Raw genomic sequence first — 17,994 nt, forward strand, 5'->3', positions numbered from 1 at the left:
TAGTCTATTATCTTGTGCGTTATTCCTGTTTTTGAGCGCGCTTATGATAGCTCAAAACAACCGTAGACAAAACTACACCACACAGTTTGTTTACATTTTTGCAAGGTAGTTAACATGACGAATAAAACAGCGGCACCTCGTAGTAAGTCGAAAAGCCGCGCTGCTTCTACACGTTTCAAACAGCACTCAGGTCCAGGAAGTAGACCGCGAAAGTCCACTTCGAAACCTGCGGTTAAACGAAAAACAGACACTAACCGAAGCAGACTACCCATTGAAGAACGCAAAGTGATCCTCTTCAACAAACCTTATGACACTTTAAGTCAATTCACAGATGGTGACGGACGAAAAACACTTGCCGATTACATACCTGTCAAAGATGTATACGCCGCCGGACGCCTCGACAGAGACAGCGAAGGGCTGATGGTTCTTACCAACGATGGTATTTTGCAAGCTAGACTGACTCAACCAAAATCCAAGTCAGAAAAAACCTATTGGGTTCAGGTCGATGGAGCGCCCTGTGAGGATGACTTAGATAAGCTGCGACGCGGTGTAGTGCTTAAAGATGGGCCTACATTGCCTGCGAAAGTCAGCCTTATGGATACGCCTGACGTTTGGGAGCGTCACCCACCGGTGCGCTTTCGTGCCAACATTCCTACCACATGGTTAAGCATTACAATTATTGAAGGAAGAAATCGACAAGTACGTCGAATGACAGCCAATATTGGTTTCCCAACATTAAGGCTTATTCGTGCTTCGATGGCAGGGTTTGAGATTGGAGGCTTGCAGCCAGGTGATTGGTTGGAAATCCCCACCGATCACCCAGCTTTAAAGAGATAAGTAACCCAAAGCAAAGCTATTATTGCTGAGCAACAATAGCCCTCACATGCTCTAGGTCTTCAGGAGTATCTACCCCAGCAGGTGGTGCTTCCTGAGCCGTTGCGACGTGGATTTTTTCTCCATACCACAGCACTCGAAGCTGCTCTAGGCACTCAATTCGTTCAAGTGCACTCGGCTCCCATTCTACATAAGTCTTAATAAACCCAGCACGATAAGCATAGATGCCAATGTGTCTCAGTAGAGGGTTAGTTGCACGTTTTTTCGGCTCTGCAGCGTAAGCATCTCGATCCCAAGGTATCGTTGCTCTACTGAAGTACAGCGCATAACCTTGCTCATCCGTCACTACTTTTACCGCATTTGGGTTAAAGACTTCTGATTCATTCTCAATCGTTACACCGAGGGTAGCCATTGGCGCCGTGCTGCTCTCAAGATTATTAGCAACTTGCTTAATAATGCATGCTGGAATCAAAGGTTCATCACCTTGTACGTTCACAACGATGTGATCGGGTGCGATTTTCATCGACGCAACCACTTCCGCTAACCGCTCGGTGCCAGACTCGTGAGATGGAGAAGTCATACAAACTTCGGCACCAAATTGTTTTGCAGCGAGCTCCACTCTTTGGTCATCGGTTGCGATGATCACGCGATCGGCACCAGATTGTAGCGACTTCTCATAAACGTGCTGGATCATCGGTTTGCCACCAATATCCGCTAACGGCTTACCTGGCAAACGAGAAGATTCATACCTTGCTGGGATAATGACCGTAAAAGACATTAGCGTCCCTCTTCCATACTCATTTGTCTCGCTTCAGGCTCTAGTAAAACCGGAATACCCTCTTTAATCGGATAAGCAAGACGATCAAGCTTACAGATAAGCTCTTGCTTATCTTTATCAAAAGTGAGTTTTCCTTTACATACTGGGCATGCCACGATTTCAAGAAGTCTGTGATCCATAACTTTCTATTACCTTGTTTATTTTTTTGAGTATTTCCCTACCGTCTTGCTCAGTAAATTGAGCCGATACAGGTAAATACCACCAATTGTTTTGTGCAAATGAACGACATTTTACGGCATCTTTCTCCGTCATAATGACGTTATCAGACCCATCACTTAGGGCATATAATTGTTCCGGTTGAAAATCTTTATGGTCTGCAAAGCCTTGGCTGCGTACCACATCTGCATCAAGATCATTCAACGTCTTAAAAAAACGTGGAGGATGGCCAATACCAGCAAACGCAGTGAGTTGCCCTAGTTCGGTCACAGCTTTACTCTCATTGGTTGTTAGATTGATAGCAAGCTCAGGCTGTAATTCAAAACGCTTCTCTTGCCCTAAACGAGGCTCCCCGCCATTGGTAACAACAAGGTCTACTTCTTCCAAGCGAGACAGCGTTTCTCGTAGTGGCCCTAGTGGAATAGATTGCTCATTACCAAAGCGACGCACTCCATCAACCACTACAATTTCCATTGCTCTATCAAGCGCATAGTGCTGTAGACCATCATCGGTGATAATCACATCAACACCAAGACTTTCTAGTGCCTTGACTGCATTCGATCTTACCGGATCCACAACAACAGGGACTTTGGTTCTTTCATAAATAAGCTTCGGCTCATCGCCACAGGCTTTAGTACTGGTCTGGGTTTCAACTTGCAAAGGATAATGGTTAGATTTACCCCCATAACCTCGAGAGACTACTCCAGGTTTGAAACCTTGACGTTGCAAATTCTCAACCAGCCAAATAACGATCGGTGTCTTACCATTACCACCAGCGGTAATATTACCAACGACAATCACAGGCACAGAAGCGCGGTAGCATTCTTTTGAACCATCACTGAAAGCTTTCCTACGTCGCTTCGCAATCGCTCTATATAACGCACTAAGTGGCCACAAAAGCGGCCACCATAAGTAGTTTAGTGGATTACGACCAAACCACAGTTTCTCAATCACTCGTTGTCACCAAACTGAATTTTATGCAGTTGAGCGTACGCACCTTTATGTGCAAGTAACGTATTGTGATCACCTCTTTCGATGATCTCACCGTCATCAACAACGAGAATTTCGTCAGCTTCTTCGATTGTTGATAAGCGATGAGCTATAACTAGCACCGTTTTATCCTTTTGAAGTTCATCCAACGCAGATTGAATCGCGCGCTCAGACTCAGTATCTAATGCAGAAGTCGCCTCATCCAAAATCAGAACGGGAGCATCACGCAACAAAGCTCGTGCAATCGCGAGACGTTGCCTCTGACCACCTGACAAGCTTGCGCCATTTTCTCCAATCACGGTATCAAGGCCGTTGTCGAGACCATTAATGAACTCCATAGCATGAGCTAATTTAGCCGCATGCTCGATTTGCTCTCGGCTATATTCGCCATCAGTTGCATAGGCAATGTTGTTGGCAATAGTATCGTTAAACAGATGAACATTTTGAGAAACCAACCCGAAATGCTTACGCAAGTTGGTCAGCTTGATATCATCAATCTTGTGACCGTCAAGTTCAATATGTCCACTATCGACGTCATAGAAGCGTGTAAACAAGTTAGCGATGGTACTTTTGCCCGAACCCGAACGCCCTACAAGCGCAATGGTTTTACCCGCAGGAAGATCAAAACTAACATGGCGTAACGCTGGCTTTTCGGTTCCCTGATAAGTGAAAGTGATATCGTTAACTTTAATGTCGCCTTTCACTTTCGACAGCTCAACTTTACCAGTATCACGCTCCGTATCTAGGTCCATTAACCCAAATAAAGTTTGGCTCGCGGCCATACCACGCTGGAACTCAGCCGTAACACCAGTCAGTGCTTTCAATGGACGCATCAATGAGAACATAGCCGAGAAAATAACCGTAAAAGTACCCGCGGTAAGTTGCTCACGAATCTCATCGAAACTTGCCAAATAAAGGACCGCAACCAATGCTAATGAGGCAATCATTTGAATCACAGGATTCGCTACCGCTGAGGCTGCTACCATCTTCATGGTTTGCTGCCTCATTTGGTTACTCATCTGATCAAAACGCTCTTTCTCAACTTGCTGACCACCGTAACTCAACACTACCTTATGACCTTTTAGCATCTGCTCGGCTGAGGTGGTCATATGACCCATCGAGGTTTGCATGTTGCGAGAGATCTTTCTAAAACGCTTAGATACAAAGCTAATCGCCCAAGCTACGACAGGAGCGACAGCGAAAAGAACCAGCGATAACTGCCAGCTGCTCCAGAACATCAGTATCAATAAACCCATGATACTTGCCCCTTCTCGGACAATACTGACTAGCGAGCGACTCGTCGCTCCTGCAACTTGTTCTGAGTCATAAGTAATCCGAGAGAGCAGCCCACCAGTAGACTCTTTATCAAAAAAGGAGACTGGCATGTGCATAAAGTGACTGAATATTTTGCGTCGTAGTTCCATGACGACTTTGCCGGATACCCAACTCAAACAGTAGGTCGAGACAAATCCACTGGTGCCACGTATGAACATCATTCCAAGAATGATAAAAGGAAGGACTTTTAAGAAATTCGATTCGACATCACCAAAACCTTCATCGAGTAGAGGCTTAAGTAGTGATAGCATGTAGGTATCTGCAGCAGCATTGATCACCAGTGCGATCACCGCAACGACGAGACCCGCTTTGTACTCTCGAATATAAGTCCAAAGACGCTTAAAGGTCTGCAGCGTCGTTTCATCTTGATTTAGCGACATAATTATTGTTCGTTTTCTTTTATCTATCTGTTCATTCTACTCTGCTTCGCAACATCTGCCTATACCAAGGGTCGAGGTTCTGGTTGCGAAGCGTTGAAACGGTTAATTCTCCATCAAAAAAGACGAAATTAACCTGCCCCTGCGTACCTGTTTCATACCATTGAGCACCTTGCTCTAGGTATCGTTGTTTAACCAAGTCGTTAGGCAGTTGCCAGTGGGAACGAAATTTCGTAGAGGCCACAACGTGATCAGCATGAATCAATTGTGTCAGAAACGTAGAAGAGGAGGTCCGGCTACCATGATGAGGTACACTCATAACATCAACATCTAGTTCAGAGAGTGTTCTGGCGATCAATATTTCACTGACTTTCTCAATATCGCCTGTAAGCAATATTCGATGAACTGAATTGTCTCTCTGAGCAAAACTAATCAGAACCACACAAGAGTGTGGGTTGTAAGCTCTGTCCACTCTCTTTGGAGGCCACAGCGCCTCAAATCGAATTGCCTTCCATTGCCAAGTTCTACCTCGAATACAGAGTTGCTCTTCTGTCATTCCATCTGGCTTCTTGACCCAATCAGGTTCCCAATAATTACGGAGTTCAATTTCACCACCAGCGTGGTCATTATCAGCATGACTGATAATAACTCCGTGCAGTTCTCTAACTCCTAAAGCTAAAAGATTGGGAGTCACTACCGTCCTCGCCATTGAGAAAGTTGGACTCGCGCGTCCTGTATCATAGAGTACAGCTTGATCTCCCTGTTTGATGGCAACAGAGAGCCCATGGGCTACATCAAAAAAGTGAACACTAACTTCTTGCCCGCTTTGTTTTAATGGCAATGTGACAGCACATAATATCAGTAACAATGCCAGCCACTTCAATGACACTACTTTTCTCAGAATAAACGCGAAAATTAATGGTATCGCATAGAAAGCTAAGTAACTTGGGGTGTTAATCCAGAACCAACTTGATAGGTTCAAAGAGTAATCAAAGGGCATCATCAGAATATCGACCAATGACCAAATAAAGCTCTCCTCTTCCAAGAGGACTGTCATCACAGTCGCTAAAAGCAATAAAGGAACGACTAAAAAACTAAACCATGGGACAAACAGCAAGTTATAGAAAGGTGACGCGACAGCAACCCCTTGAAATAAACTGACCACAATGGGAATGAACAGTAAGCAGAGCAAAGCATGGGTATACAACACAGTACGAACACCAAATTGATACGAAACAACCGAGTTGGTCACCATAAGTGCGGAGACAGCGAGAAAAGAAAGCCAAAAACTGGTACTTGCGGCAGAAAAAGGTATCAAGGTGAGTATGAGAGAGGCAGCTACTAATAGAGTGGTCATACTCATTATCCTGATGTGAATAATGCTAAGCGAATTGGCAATGACAAGCATGAGTAGAGCGCGAACTGTTGGCGTAGCAAACCCACCTAAAGCCGCATAAAAAAACGCTAACACTAATCCTGTGAAGATACCTAACAATAAACGTAACTTCGTCGTTTTATAACGTAGTTCTGTTGGTAGAAGCAAAGTCAACACCAGCAGTGCCCCTCGCCCAACCAAATACCCAACGGCAAAAACTATTCCTATATGTAGGCCAGAGATGGCAACGAGATGAGACAATCCGCTGTGTTTTAATCGCGCCCAGTCTTCAAACGCGAGTTTGCTTCTATCACCGAAAATTAGCGCTAAATAATAACCTTGATGTATGCTGTTTTTAGTCGCAGACGTTACCAACCGATGTAATTTCGAACGCCAATCATACGTACTTCGAGCCATAAAATGACTGTCATCTGCTAGAACAATGTCGGCTAAAAAACGATTCGAGAAATAGTATTGCTCTTTGTCGAAACCAACCTGATTAAGAACACCAACAACGGGTTTTAGTTGAACCAAAGCTTGGAGTTCATCGCCCATTGTTAACGCTATCGGTGCATATAACTTAACGCTAGGCCTCTCAAAGAATGACAATTTTTCTCCATCAATCGATAAAATCGTCAATTCAACCTCATATCCACGAGTTATTTTTTTAAAATAGCTGTCAACTCGTCCTTTTATGGTAATATCTGTGCCAAATCGGTAAAGCACCTCTGATTGGTGCTTGTAAAGATTCCCTTGTATCAAAGCCACGGACATTGCAATAAAAACCACTGCAATTATCGAGCAGCGTTTTATTAGTAAGGCTATGCTAATTAAGGATGTAGGAATCAACCAGTAGTAATGAGGCATCATTGGCCACCATGCAACACTGATAAGTGTTAGTGAAAAAACCAACGGTGCAACAATGCCTGTTAAGAGAGTCATGTTTCCCTATGCCAAGAAAGTTCATTAAACGTTTCATGCCCGATCACGAGATGATCAAGCGACAAAAGGCATTGAAAGTGTTCGGCAATGTCCTCTATAACCCAAACCTTTGGTGTTTAAATCGACGCTCAGCGGCAGGCGCTTTTGCGGTTGGTTTGTTTATGGCTTTTGTCCCACTACCAAGCCAAATGATTATGGCGGCAGGGTTAGCTATCCTGTTTGGTGTAAACCTTCCGTTATCGGTCGCACTTGTTTGGATTAGTAACCCTGTGACCATGCCAGTACTATTTTATTTTGCGTACAAGATCGGCGCATTTTGCTTGAATACGCCTCCTCAGCCATTCCATTTTGAGTTGTCTTGGCAATATTTATCCGACCAAATGACCACCATTGGCCCTCCGTTCCTCTTAGGGTGCGCGATATGTGGTATTGTTGCTTCTGTTGCTGGGTATTTCGGCATTCGTGGCCTTTGGCGTTACTCTGTGGTTCGCAGTTGGCAGCAACGCGCTACAAGATAACGTTAGCTTGAAACTGACAACAGAGTCGTAAACAGAAACTACGAGTGTGACGACACTTCTAAGCAACAAGACTGTCGACCAAATATGAAAAAGCCCGTCAATGATATTCATTGACGGGCTTTTTCTTGAGATTAAATTACTTGGCGCTCAGTACTGAAGCTGGGTTTAACTGACTTGCCTTAGTTGCTGGATACCATGTCGCAATCAGACTTAACACCGTTGCAGTCCCCGCCACTAAAGCCACATCACTCCAAACCAACTCAGATGGCAGAAAGTCTACAAAGTAAATGTCGCCAGATAAAAACTTATGACCAATGAGAGACTCAAGGCCAGAAACCAATGGAGTGAGATTCAGTGCCACTAAACTACCCAGCATACCACCGACAATACTACCCACTACGCCAGAAAATACACCTTGCCAGATAAAGATGCGTTTTATGAGGCCATCTTTGGCGCCCATCGTACGTAATATTGCGATTTCAGATGCGCGATCTTTTACCGCCATCATCAGTGTTGAAACAATATTGAAGCACGCAACACCAATAACCAGAACCATCACCAAATACATAATGGTTCGAACTAACTGAATATCTCGATATAGGAAACCGTATTTTTGTTTCCAGCTACGTAAATAGACATACTCCGTTAAGGTATTACCCACCTCTCTAACAATCAAAGGGGCATTGAATACGTCATCTACTTTTATAGAAACGCCAGTAACTTGATTACTTAGTCGAGCATACTGCTGAGCATCTGCTAACGGAACAATCGCCAAGCTATGGTCAATCTGTCCATTTAACTCGAGCAAACCAGATACTTGGACTCGAACTCGTCTTGGTGCTTGCACTTTGCTGGTGTTGCTAGTGGTTGGGATCATTAACGTTACGTAGTCACCTACTTTTGCACCCACTTGATCTGCGACCCCTTTGCCGAGGATCACTTGCTGTTCACCGGCATGAAAATTTTGCCAAGCAGTGCCTTTCACAAAGCCTGGTAGTGTCGACACTTTGGTTTCAAGTTCGGGGTCAACGCCGCGAACTTCAACAGCTTTGAGTAGGCTGCCCTTTTCAACCAAAGCTGTCATTCGAATATAGGGTGCAGCCGCCTCTACTTTTGAGTGTTTCATTGCCGAGTCCATCACCTTTTGCCAATTTTTGATCGGAGCATTCACACCTTCAAACTCACCATGGGCAATTACGGATAACACTCTATTCTTCAGCTCGCGCTCAAAGCCATTCATCGCAGACAAACCAATGACAATCACCGCCACCCCAACGGCGATGCCAACAATGGATGAAATCGAAATAAACGACACCATTTTGTTACGTTGTTTGGCTTTGCTAAAACGTTTACCAATAAAAAACGATAGTGACACATTAGCTCCTTGAATTACGCAATTTTGGCATCGAGTAGCAGGCCATCTTGCATATGCATCTGCCTATCCATTTTCGCGGCTAACTCATTATCATGAGTCACCACTAGAAAAGCGGTTCCGTATTCTTGGTTAAGTGTTCGCATCAAATCATATATAGATAAAGCCGTAGTATGGTCAAGGTTACCGGTCGGCTCATCAGCCAACACTAACGCAGGCTTATTGACCAAAGCTCTAGCGATGGCAACTCGTTGGCGCTCTCCTCCCGAAAGCTCAGAAGGTCGATGCTCTAAACGATGTTTTAGCCCCACACGCTCTAGTAATGCACTCGCTTCGGCCTTCGCAAGTTTGGTTCCCATACCACCAATGAGTAACGGCATCGCCACGTTTTCTACCGCTGTAAAGTCACTGAGTAGATGATGGAACTGATATACGAACCCTAAGTGTTCATTACGAAGCTTGGCTTGTTGGTTGCTGCTTAAAGTCAGTAGAGGCTCACCAAGGAAAGTAACCTCCCCTTCCGTTGCCTCATCCAAAGCACCTAGTACGTGAAGTAGCGTTGACTTACCGGAGCCAGAAGAACCAATTATAGACACCAACTCACCTTTGGAGATCTCAAAACTCACGCCTTTAAGTACCTCGGTATCCACCGCCCCATCGTGATACGTTTTTCGAATGTTTTGACAGGCGATTAACGGACTACTCATATCTTAAAGCCTCTGCTGGTTTAACGGATGATGCTCGGAAAGAAGGAAACAGTGTGGCTGCTAAACTCAGCAACACAGCGCAAATAACAACGACAATAATTTGGCTAGGATTCACCACTATCGGCAACTGTCCACCAAAGCTAAATAAAGCGACACCCATGACTTCCAATAGGCTATTAAGGTTGTTTGCCAACAACACACCAAGAATGCCACCAACAATGGCTCCTAGTGCACCACTGCTGGCACCCTGAACCATAAAGATGGCGAGCACTTGACGGTCAGTCATGCCTTGCGTTTTCAAAATGGCGACTTCTGATTGTTTCTCCATCACCACCATAATCAGTGCGGAAATAATATTGAACGCCGCTACGCCGATAATGAGCCCAAGCATCAGCCCCATCATATTCTTTTCCATTTTTACTGCTTGGAATAATTCGCCACGTTGATCGCGCCAGTCACTCCATAACCAACCATCCGGCAATGGCTGTTCACTTAAATTGGAAACAACGAACGGGTCATTAAAAAACAGTCTCCATCCACTCGCTTCATCGGCTTTGTAACGCATTAACTTGGCGGCATCTTTCAAATGAGTTACGACTAATTGGCCATCCACATCGGAGCCAGTGCTATAAAGCCCAGCAACAGTAAACATTCGCTGACTCGGGATTCGCCCAAGCGGCGTATACTGGCTAGCACTGGTAACCATTAGTCTTACCTTATCGCCAACGCGCACATCGAGCTCTCGGGCAAGCGTATGACCCAACAAAACCTGATACTTTCCTGCTTGTAAATTATCTAGGCTACCACTTACCAGACGATAGCGAATCGGATCATCAGTTTCGGGCTCTATTCCAATCATCATGGCAGCAGACAATCCCTGATGGCTTTGGACCACAGCCTCACTGCGGACAATAGGGACCGCTGGCTGACTAGTAGCAAAACTATTCAGCAACGCATCTGGCTTGTCATTTAAGTCGACTCGACCTGAATAATGTGAAATAACCGCTTGAGGCAAAACGCCAAGAATTCGACCTTTCAGTTGAGCTTCAAATCCGTTCATTACTGAGAGAACAGTAACGAGCGACAAAACACCGATAGTGATTCCTGCGGTCGACATATAAGATACGAACCGACTAAAGCGATCGCCAGAGCGACCTCTTAGGTAACGTAATCCAATAAAAACGGGCAAAGGGTGAAACATAATAATGGCCATGGGACGAAATCTATGAGTAATGTAACCAGAAAACCCATTGGGTTGTAGCCCCGATTGTAAATTTCCTTTTAAATTACGTACTTTTGACCTTTCATTCGGTCATTTTCTTGATAACTCAGACATACACAGAGATAATTAATTCAAGTCGATTAGGAAAAATGTATGCAGCAGAACGAATTCTTCACCGTAAATGGACCTTTAAAAGCCAACATTGAGCCATTAGCACTTGGTAGTACTCTACCCGACCTAGACCAATACATTGCTGAAATTCCAGCTCCGTTTATGGCATCGAGTGAATTTAGTCTGCTCGATCAGCAAAATGACGCTGCAAAGCACGAACTGAATCAACATAACCTCAAGCACGTTGCCGAGTTAATTGAACAGCAAAACAGCAAGCTTAATTTGCTGCTTAATTATATTATTTCGCAACAAGATGACCCTGCACAACGCCATGTGACTCACAGTTTTGGTGCAGGTCAACTTACCTATATCACTTCAGAAGCACTGAAAGTTGGTCAAATAGCCAAGGTAAAGCTTTTCCTAGATCACCCACCTGCTGGTATTTATTGTTATGCAGAAGTCACCGATATACAGAACTCCGAATCAGGCCAACTGGCTACGTTGAGTTTTGTACGAATCCTTGAAGAACACCAAGACCTACTAATTAAAGCCGCTTTGTACCAACAACAGAAATTGCTTCGACAGCGCTCGCTAGACAGAGACAACCAATAAATACTATGAGTAATTGTCAACTACTTCCTCTTAATGCACCAACGGGTGCCGGTGATAAGAAGTTTCTCGGTAACCTGATTGGTGGCGCATTAGCCCTTGCTATTAGCGAGCATGCTAACGCCTATACTGATCATACTTTACTGGTTGTGCCAGACCCACAGCTTGCTCTTAAACTTCAAGGTGAACTAGAACAGTTCTTTCCAGGGGAGGTTGCGCTATTTCCTGACTGGGAAACCTTGCCATACGATAATTTCTCGCCACATCAGGATATAATTTCAGATCGTATTGCACGGCTATACGCCCTACCGCAACAGTCAAAAGGGATCACTATCGTCCCGGTAAGCACTTTGTTGCAAAGGCAAAGTCCTCGCGATTTCTTAATGCAACATACCTTGATGGTAAAAACTGGTGATTTGTTTTCACTGGATAAACTACGTCTACAGCTAGAAAACTCAGGCTACCGACATGTAGACCAAGTGTTTGGTCCCGGTGAATATGCAAGTAGGGGTTCAATTCTCGATCTCTTCCCTATGGGAAGCTCTGCGCCTTATCGCATTGATTTCTTTGACGATGAAATCGACACTATTCGCACCTTTGACCCGGAAAACCAACGTTCCATCGAAGATATTAGCGAGATTCGACTCCTCCCAGCTCATGAGTTTCCTACGACAAAAGACGCGATTGAAGAGTTTCGTGTTCGCTGGAGACAACAATTCGACGCAAGGCGCGAACCAGAGTCAGTCTACATGCAGGTAACAAAAGGCACTTGGCCAGCGGGTATAGAGTATTGGCAGCCCCTGTTCTTTGAGCATACTGAAACGCTATTTGATTACATCAGTCAAGACTCCCAAATTATTGCGGTGGGTGATATTGAGTCCGCCATAGATACCTTTTTGTCTGACGTGGAAACACGTTATGAGCAGCGAAAGGTCGACCCTTTGCGCCCACTGTTAGAACCGAGTGCGCTTTGGCTGCAAAAAGATGAGTTCTATTCACAGCTAAAAGCCTATCCACAATTGCTGTGCTCCGTTGATTCCGTGGATGAAAAAGCAGGACGCGTCAATGCTCCCGTCGAGGCACTTCCTGATTTAGCAGTACAGCATCAATTAAAAGAGCCGATGGCTCAAATCCGTCAGTTTACTGAGCAGTACGCTGGTAAAGTGATTTTCTCGGTGGAATCTGAGGGCCGTCGAGAGGCGCTGCTTGAATTACTTCATCGCATAAAACTGAGGCCACAAGAGAAAGAACATTTTCTCGATGCGCTGAAGAGTGACGATAAGTTCACACTTGTTATTGGTCAATGTGAACATGGTTTTGCTTATCAACAACAGTTCGCTCTGATCTGCGAAAGTGACATGCTAGGCGATCGCGTCATTCAACGACGCAAGAAAGAAAAACGCTCGATTAATAGTGACACGGTTATTCGCAACCTTGCTGAACTCAAGCCAGGCCAACCCGTTGTTCATATTGACCACGGTATTGGCCGCTACGTCGGCTTGCAAACACTTGAAGCGGGCGGCATGACGACAGAATACGTCACACTCGAATACCAAAACGATGCCAAGCTGTACGTCCCTGTCGCTTCACTGAACTTAATCGGACGCTACTCTGGTGGTGCGGAAGAATCGGCACCACTCAACAAATTAGGCAGTGAATCTTGGGCTAAAGCCCGTAGAAAAGCCGCTGAAAAAGTGCGTGATGTTGCGGCAGAGTTGCTCGACGTATACGCCAAGCGCGAGTTAAAACCTGGCTTTAAATTCAGCTTAGATCGTGACCAATATGCGACCTTTAAAGCTGGTTTCCCATTTGAAGAAACTGACGACCAAGCACAGGCCATCAATGCTGTCATGTCTGATATGTGTCAGCCTAAAGCCATGGATCGTTTGGTTTGTGGTGATGTTGGCTTCGGAAAAACAGAAGTCGCAATGCGCGCAGCATTTGTGGCAACCGACAACGGTAAACAAGTCGCAGTGCTGGTTCCTACAACACTGCTGGCACAGCAGCATTTTGAGAACTTCCGCGATCGATTTGCCAACCTGCCAATCCGTGTTGAAGTCTTGTCGCGCTTTAAATCGGCCAAAGAGCAAAAAGCCATCCTACAAGACGTCGCCGATGGAAAGGTGGATATTGTCGTTGGCACCCACAAACTGCTCTCTAGTGACATTCAGTTTAAAGATCTTGGCCTACTCATCGTTGATGAAGAACATCGATTTGGTGTGAGGCAAAAAGAAAAAGTGAAAGCGATGCGTGCCGATGTCGACATTTTGACCTTAACAGCAACGCCTATTCCACGAACGCTGAATATGGCCATGAGTGGCATGCGCGATCTTTCCATCATTGCTACACCGCCAGCGAGACGTCTTGCCATTAAGACCTTTGTGCGTCAAAGCGAAGACAGTGTTGTACGCGAAGCAATACTTCGTGAAATCATGCGGGGTGGTCAGGTCTATTTCCTCCACAATCAGGTTGAAACCATTGAAAAGATAGCGGCAGACTTAGAAAAGTTAGTCCCCGAAGCACGCGTCACAGTTGCCCACGGCCAGATGCGTGAACGTGAACTAGAACGAGTTATGAATGATTTCTATCATCAACGTTTTAATTTACTAGTATGTACGACCATCATTGAGACGGGCATCGACGTGCCAACTGCCAACACCATCATCATGGATCGTGCTGATAACCTTGGCTTAGCGCAGCTTCACCAGCTTCGTGGACGTGTGGGTCGCTCGCACCATCAGGCGTATGCTTATCTGCTGACTCCTCATCCAAAAGCCATGACAAAAGATGCAGTGAAGCGATTAGACGCTATCGCCTCGCTAGAAGATCTTGGGGCTGGCTTTACTCTAGCGACTCATGACCTTGAAATTCGTGGCGCTGGAGAACTTTTAGGGGATGAACAGAGTGGCCAAATTCAGTCCGTTGGATTCTCACTCTATATGGAAATGTTAGAGCAAGCCGTGGAAGCGCTAAAAGAAGGCAAAGAGCCCTCTTTGGACGATCTACTTCGCGAACAAACCGAAGTGGAATTACGTATCCCCGCTTTGCTCCCTGATGACTACATTCCGGATATCAATACTCGTCTATCCATGTATAAACGAATCGCAAGCGTTGTAGATAACGAAGAGCTCGACGAGCTAAAAGTGGAACTTATTGATCGATTTGGCCTGCTGCCGGATGCTGCCAAACACCTTCTTGCCGTCTCACAAATGAAGCTTCGTGGTAGAGCGCTGAAAGTTAAAAAAGTAGAAGCCCATGATAAAGGTGGCTATATTGAATTTTATCCGGATGCTGACATTAACCCAGCCTTCTTGGTTAAACTACTTCAAGCGCAGCCAACAAAGTTTGCGATGGAAGGGCCAACTAAGTTCAAGTTTATGGAAGCGTTAACCGATAGGCGTAAACGCTTAAGCTACCTCAATAACATGCTTGACGAGTTTGAAGCCAATCGACTTCCGAACGCATAATTGCTTACAGCTGCAACGATTTTTCACCGTGAAATGTTTCAGCAACGTCCTGTATTAATTGATATAATGGGATTGCACTCAATGATAGTGGCAATCAATGGAGAAACAATGAAAAAACTGATCCCACTGCTACTCCTATTGGTTTCTATGCCAAGTTTGGCGCAGAGACAATTTGATATAGAAGTGATCGTTTTCAAACGTGCGGTAAACCCTGAAAAAGTAAACGAGTCTTGGCCAAACACTATGCCGCAAATAGACTTTAGCCGCGCTGGTTCAATGAACGATGCCAGTTATCGCGCGTCGAAAGGCGTTCAGATGCTGCCTTACTCTTCATACCAATTGAATGATGAAGCGGCAAAACTAAAAAATCATGCAGGCTATACGGTGCTTATGCACAAAGCATGGCGTCAAGGCGATAACGGTAGAGGCTCTGCTCCAATCTTCCATATTCGTGCAGGGAAAGATTACTCAGCTGGTTTTAATGCCGATGGAACAGAAAAGGGCAGCAACAGCAACACCACAAGCCCGGTTGATGGCGTAACGGAAGTGGCCATTGACAAACCGTTGTACGAGCTTGACGGTAAACTACAGATTTACGTGCAGCATTACTTGTATGCAGAAGCCCAACTAGACCTTCGCTCGCCAAGCACCAAAGAGGTGATTGTTACTGATTCCGTCACGGCAACAGAACCGATGGAACCGTCTGCAGACAATTCTGTAGCGACGGGGACTGAAGACAGTAACGTCATTGCTGGCAACTTACAGGCCATAGAGCCTCAACGTGAAGTTCAAACCTTTCTTAAGGACTATCGATTTGATCAGAAACGTCGCATGAGAAGTAGTGAAACACACTACCTAGACCATCCGTTAATGGGCATGATCATCCAAGTTCGAAGAGTGCAGAACTAATCCAGAAAGGGCCTGAAATACGGCCCTTTTTTCATTTCTTCTTCCGTTCCAAGGCATTATGAATACGCATTACACCATCTACACAAAAAGATTATGCCTTCGATTAATGGATCTTAACGATGCCGAGCAACTGGCAATTGCAATCCAAGAATCTCCCTCGTTGCATCAATGGATAGATTGGTGTCATAAAGACTTTACTCAACATGAAGCGATGGAATTCATTGGAGCGACTCGAGTTAACTGGGTGAAAGCCGTAGCATTTGGCTTTGCATTGTTTGACCGAAAAACCGAACAATTTCTGGGTATGGTGGCGCTCAATGAGTTTTATCATACCTTCAATATGGGAAGTCTTGGCTATTGGCTAAGAGATGATGCTCAAAAGCAGGGTTATGCCTTGGAAGCGCTCGATGCGTTGGTGGAATTCAGTTTTGCTAATTTATTACTCACTCGCCTAGAAATTGTTTGCGACCCAGACAACTCCGCTAGCCATAAGCTAGCTGAACGTATCGGAGCAACCTACGAATGCTTAGCGCAGAATCGCTTTGTTTTTGATGGTAAACCAAAAGCGGGACTAGTCTATTCCCTCATTCCTCCCACCCGCTGAGCCAGTGAATATGAGATAAAAAAAAAGAGGCGCTTTTCAGCGCCTCTCTGTTGTTACTAGGTATTAGTGCAATTTCAAGTTTGGTCTCAATACACGGTTAATGCGACCAACCAACATCATTAATCCGGTCTTTAATACACCATGCAACGCCACCTGGTGCATACGATAAAGCGAAATGTAAACCACACGAGCGATTCGGCCTTCCACCATCATAGAGCCCTTGGTTAGGTTACCCATTAAACTGCCTACCGTTGAGAATCGGCTCAATGATACTAATGAGCCGTGATCATTATATACGTAAGGCTTTAATTCTCTGTCTGTCAGTTTAGCAACGATGTTACTAAACGCACGGCTCGCCATTTGATGTGCAGCTTGAGCACGTGGTGGTACGAATTTACCATCAGCTTGGGTACATTGAGCCAAGTCACCGATAACGAAAATATCATCATCACGCGTGGTTTGCAGTGTGTTTTTTACTACTAACTGGTTGATACGGTTAGTTTCCAAACCGGCAATGTCTTTCATAAAGTCTGGCGCTTTGATTCCTGCCGCCCAAACCATTATTTGTGCTGGGATTTTTTCACCATCTTTCGTAGTTAAGCCATCTTTGTCCGCTTGAGTCACCATGGTGGCAGTGCGAACGGTTACACCCAGTTTTGTCAGTTCAGAATGCGCTGCGCTTGAAATACGTGGAGGAAGCGCTGGAAGAATACGCTCACCCGCTTCAATCAAGTTTACGTTCAGCTTGCTCGAATCCAGATCACCGAAACCATAAGTACGAAGCTCTTTGACTGCGTTGTGCAGTTCGGCAGACAGCTCTACCCCTGTTGCACCAGCACCAACGATCGCAATATCGACAGTGCCGTGACCATTTTTCGCATGCAGTTTTAGGAACTCATTGTTCATTTCTGTACGGAAACGGTGTGCTTGTTCTGGGCTATCTAAGAAGATGCAGTTATCGCGAACACCAGGAGTATTGAAGTCGTTTGATGTTGAGCCAATCGCAAGCACTAAGATGTCATAAGCGATCTCGCGGCTTGGCATCAATAGCTCATCGTGCTCATCTCTCAATTCACTTAACGTAATGCTTTTGCGCTCACGATCAATCTCATTCAGGCTGCCCATTTGAAAGTCAAAATGGTGGTTTTTCGCGTGAGCACGATAGCTTAGCGCATCAACCCCTTCGTCCAATGAGCCGGTCGCTACTTCGTGCAGAAGTGGCTTCCATAAATGGCTTGCTTTACGATCAACAAGCGTAATATTGGCGCGCCCTTTACGTCCAAGTGTTCGGCCTAATTTGGTCGCAAGCTCAAGTCCGCCTGCGCCACCACCAACAACGACAATATTAGTCACAATGGCTCTCCTAAAAAGTGAAATTTGAAAGTTAGAAAATGGTCTTACATCCCGCCCAAGGCGAAATGCTTAAAATTTGGTCATTATGCGCAAATATAGACTCCAAGTGGCAGCCCCTAGCGCGGTACAATCATGGTTTCACTTCACAAATTTGTTCAAAATCGTCTTTGTTTGAACATCTTAGGGCAAGTTCTCTTCTTGCTCTCAACTTTTTTTGATATTTATCAAATAATGTAGAATGGTTTTATTATATAGGGCAAATCAATGTCCGCAAC

General features: G+C 45.1%; 15 protein-coding genes. 6 read left to right on the forward strand and 9 right to left on the reverse strand.

Annotation, left to right across the window (positions count from 1 at the left end):
• The first annotated feature begins 114 nt into the window (after positions 1–114).
• Entirely contained in the window at positions 115–837 is a 723-nt protein-coding gene (locus tag HOP38_RS11010; RefSeq protein WP_124939982.1) for a pseudouridine synthase, read from the forward strand.
• A gap of 19 nt (positions 838–856) precedes the next feature.
• Here HOP38_RS11010 and kdsB read toward each other — a convergent pair whose 3' ends face one another.
• The 5 genes from kdsB to HOP38_RS11035 are packed head-to-tail and all read right to left on the reverse strand — an operon-like array spanning position 857 to position 6,847.
• On the reverse strand, positions 857–1,612 hold the full coding sequence (kdsB, locus tag HOP38_RS11015; RefSeq protein ID WP_198558060.1) for a 3-deoxy-manno-octulosonate cytidylyltransferase: 756 nt from the start codon (positions 1,610–1,612) through the stop codon (positions 857–859).
• Positions 1,612–1,791 (reverse strand): Trm112 family protein, encoded by a 180-nt coding sequence (locus HOP38_RS11020; RefSeq protein WP_006075338.1) that lies wholly within the window; start codon positions 1,789–1,791, stop codon positions 1,612–1,614. Before HOP38_RS11020 ends, kdsB begins: the two co-directional genes overlap by 1 nt.
• On the reverse strand, positions 1,772–2,782 hold the full coding sequence (gene lpxK / locus HOP38_RS11025) for a tetraacyldisaccharide 4'-kinase (protein ID WP_006075337.1): 1,011 nt from the start codon (positions 2,780–2,782) through the stop codon (positions 1,772–1,774). The genes HOP38_RS11020 and lpxK overlap by 20 nt, the downstream gene beginning before the upstream one ends.
• On the reverse strand, positions 2,779–4,533 hold the full coding sequence (gene msbA, locus HOP38_RS11030) for a lipid A ABC transporter ATP-binding protein/permease MsbA (RefSeq protein WP_006075336.1): 1,755 nt from the start codon (positions 4,531–4,533) through the stop codon (positions 2,779–2,781). Before msbA ends, lpxK begins: the two co-directional genes overlap by 4 nt.
• 31 nt (positions 4,534–4,564) lie before the next feature.
• Positions 4,565–6,847, reverse strand: coding sequence for a DNA internalization-related competence protein ComEC/Rec2 (locus HOP38_RS11035; protein WP_198558061.1), 2,283 nt, complete (start codon positions 6,845–6,847; stop codon positions 4,565–4,567).
• 8 nt (positions 6,848–6,855) lie between these two features.
• On the opposite strand from HOP38_RS11035, the gene HOP38_RS11040 reads away from it, so the two are divergent.
• The gene (locus HOP38_RS11040; protein WP_006075333.1) at positions 6,856–7,365 is read left to right on the forward strand and encodes a DUF2062 domain-containing protein; all 510 of its coding nucleotides are present in this window, start codon (positions 6,856–6,858) and stop codon (positions 7,363–7,365) included.
• 136 nt (positions 7,366–7,501) lie between these two features.
• On the opposite strand, the gene lolE is transcribed toward HOP38_RS11040, so the two are convergent.
• The 3 genes from lolE to lolC are packed head-to-tail and all read right to left on the reverse strand — an operon-like array spanning position 7,502 to position 10,645.
• Complete coding sequence (gene lolE / locus HOP38_RS11045; protein WP_198558062.1) at positions 7,502–8,740, reverse strand: lipoprotein-releasing ABC transporter permease subunit LolE; 1,239 nt, start codon at positions 8,738–8,740, stop codon at positions 7,502–7,504.
• Positions 8,741–8,754: 14 nt separating this feature from the next.
• Positions 8,755–9,444: a lipoprotein-releasing ABC transporter ATP-binding protein LolD gene (gene lolD, locus HOP38_RS11050; RefSeq protein WP_038229573.1), complete on the reverse strand. Its 690-nt coding sequence runs from the start codon at positions 9,442–9,444 to the stop codon at positions 8,755–8,757.
• Positions 9,437–10,645, reverse strand: a complete 1,209-nt coding sequence (gene lolC / locus HOP38_RS11055) for a lipoprotein-releasing ABC transporter permease subunit LolC (protein WP_198558280.1) — start codon at positions 10,643–10,645, stop codon at positions 9,437–9,439. The genes lolD and lolC overlap by 8 nt, the downstream gene beginning before the upstream one ends.
• A 174-nt stretch (positions 10,646–10,819) precedes the next feature.
• On the opposite strand from lolC, the gene HOP38_RS11060 reads away from it, so the two are divergent.
• From HOP38_RS11060 to HOP38_RS11075, 4 genes are all read left to right on the forward strand, one after another.
• Complete coding sequence (locus HOP38_RS11060; protein ID WP_198558063.1) at positions 10,820–11,389, forward strand: PilZ domain-containing protein; 570 nt, start codon at positions 10,820–10,822, stop codon at positions 11,387–11,389.
• A 5-nt stretch (positions 11,390–11,394) separates the two neighbouring features.
• Positions 11,395–14,853: a transcription-repair coupling factor gene (mfd, locus tag HOP38_RS11065; protein ID WP_198558064.1), complete on the forward strand. Its 3,459-nt coding sequence runs from the start codon at positions 11,395–11,397 to the stop codon at positions 14,851–14,853.
• A 108-nt stretch (positions 14,854–14,961) separates the two neighbouring features.
• On the forward strand, positions 14,962–15,762 hold the full coding sequence (locus tag HOP38_RS11070; RefSeq protein WP_031497044.1) for a peptidoglycan binding protein CsiV: 801 nt from the start codon (positions 14,962–14,964) through the stop codon (positions 15,760–15,762).
• A 58-nt stretch (positions 15,763–15,820) separates the two neighbouring features.
• On the forward strand, positions 15,821–16,366 hold the full coding sequence (locus tag HOP38_RS11075) for a GNAT family N-acetyltransferase (protein ID WP_198558065.1): 546 nt from the start codon (positions 15,821–15,823) through the stop codon (positions 16,364–16,366).
• 63 nt (positions 16,367–16,429) lie between these two features.
• Here the strand turns inward: HOP38_RS11075 and HOP38_RS11080 are convergent, their stop codons facing one another.
• Positions 16,430–17,719 carry an NAD(P)/FAD-dependent oxidoreductase gene (locus HOP38_RS11080; RefSeq protein WP_198558066.1) on the reverse strand — a complete coding sequence of 430 codons (1,290 nt, stop codon included), beginning with the start codon at positions 17,717–17,719 and terminating at the stop codon, positions 16,430–16,432.
• Between the last annotated feature and the right edge of the window lie 275 nt (positions 17,720–17,994).

Source organism: Vibrio mediterranei (assembly GCF_013364395.1).
GTDB lineage: Bacteria > Pseudomonadota > Gammaproteobacteria > Enterobacterales > Vibrionaceae > Vibrio > Vibrio mediterranei.

Bases quoted from the DNA above. Each gene is read 5' to 3' on its own strand.
- HOP38_RS11010 (WP_124939982.1), top strand. From the start codon at position 115: ATGACGAATAAAACAGCGGCACCTCGTAGTAAGTCGAAAAGCCGCGCT.
- HOP38_RS11070 (WP_031497044.1), top strand. From the start codon at position 14,962: ATGAAAAAACTGATCCCACTGCTACTCCTATTGGTTTCTATGCCAAGT.
- mfd (WP_198558064.1), top strand. From the start codon at position 11,395: ATGAGTAATTGTCAACTACTTCCTCTTAATGCACCAACGGGTGCCGGT.
- lolD (WP_038229573.1), bottom strand. From the start codon at position 9,444: ATGAGTAGTCCGTTAATCGCCTGTCAAAACATTCGAAAAACGTATCAC.
- HOP38_RS11075 (WP_198558065.1), top strand. From the start codon at position 15,821: ATGAATACGCATTACACCATCTACACAAAAAGATTATGCCTTCGATTA.
- msbA (WP_006075336.1), bottom strand. From the start codon at position 4,533: ATGTCGCTAAATCAAGATGAAACGACGCTGCAGACCTTTAAGCGTCTT.
- HOP38_RS11040 (WP_006075333.1), top strand. From the start codon at position 6,856: ATGCCAAGAAAGTTCATTAAACGTTTCATGCCCGATCACGAGATGATC.
- HOP38_RS11060 (WP_198558063.1), top strand. From the start codon at position 10,820: ATGCAGCAGAACGAATTCTTCACCGTAAATGGACCTTTAAAAGCCAAC.
- HOP38_RS11035 (WP_198558061.1), bottom strand. From the start codon at position 6,847: ATGACTCTCTTAACAGGCATTGTTGCACCGTTGGTTTTTTCACTAACA.
- HOP38_RS11020 (WP_006075338.1), bottom strand. From the start codon at position 1,791: ATGGATCACAGACTTCTTGAAATCGTGGCATGCCCAGTATGTAAAGGA.
- lolC (WP_198558280.1), bottom strand. From the start codon at position 10,645: ATGTTTCACCCTTTGCCCGTTTTTATTGGATTACGTTACCTAAGAGGT.
- kdsB (WP_198558060.1), bottom strand. From the start codon at position 1,612: ATGTCTTTTACGGTCATTATCCCAGCAAGGTATGAATCTTCTCGTTTG.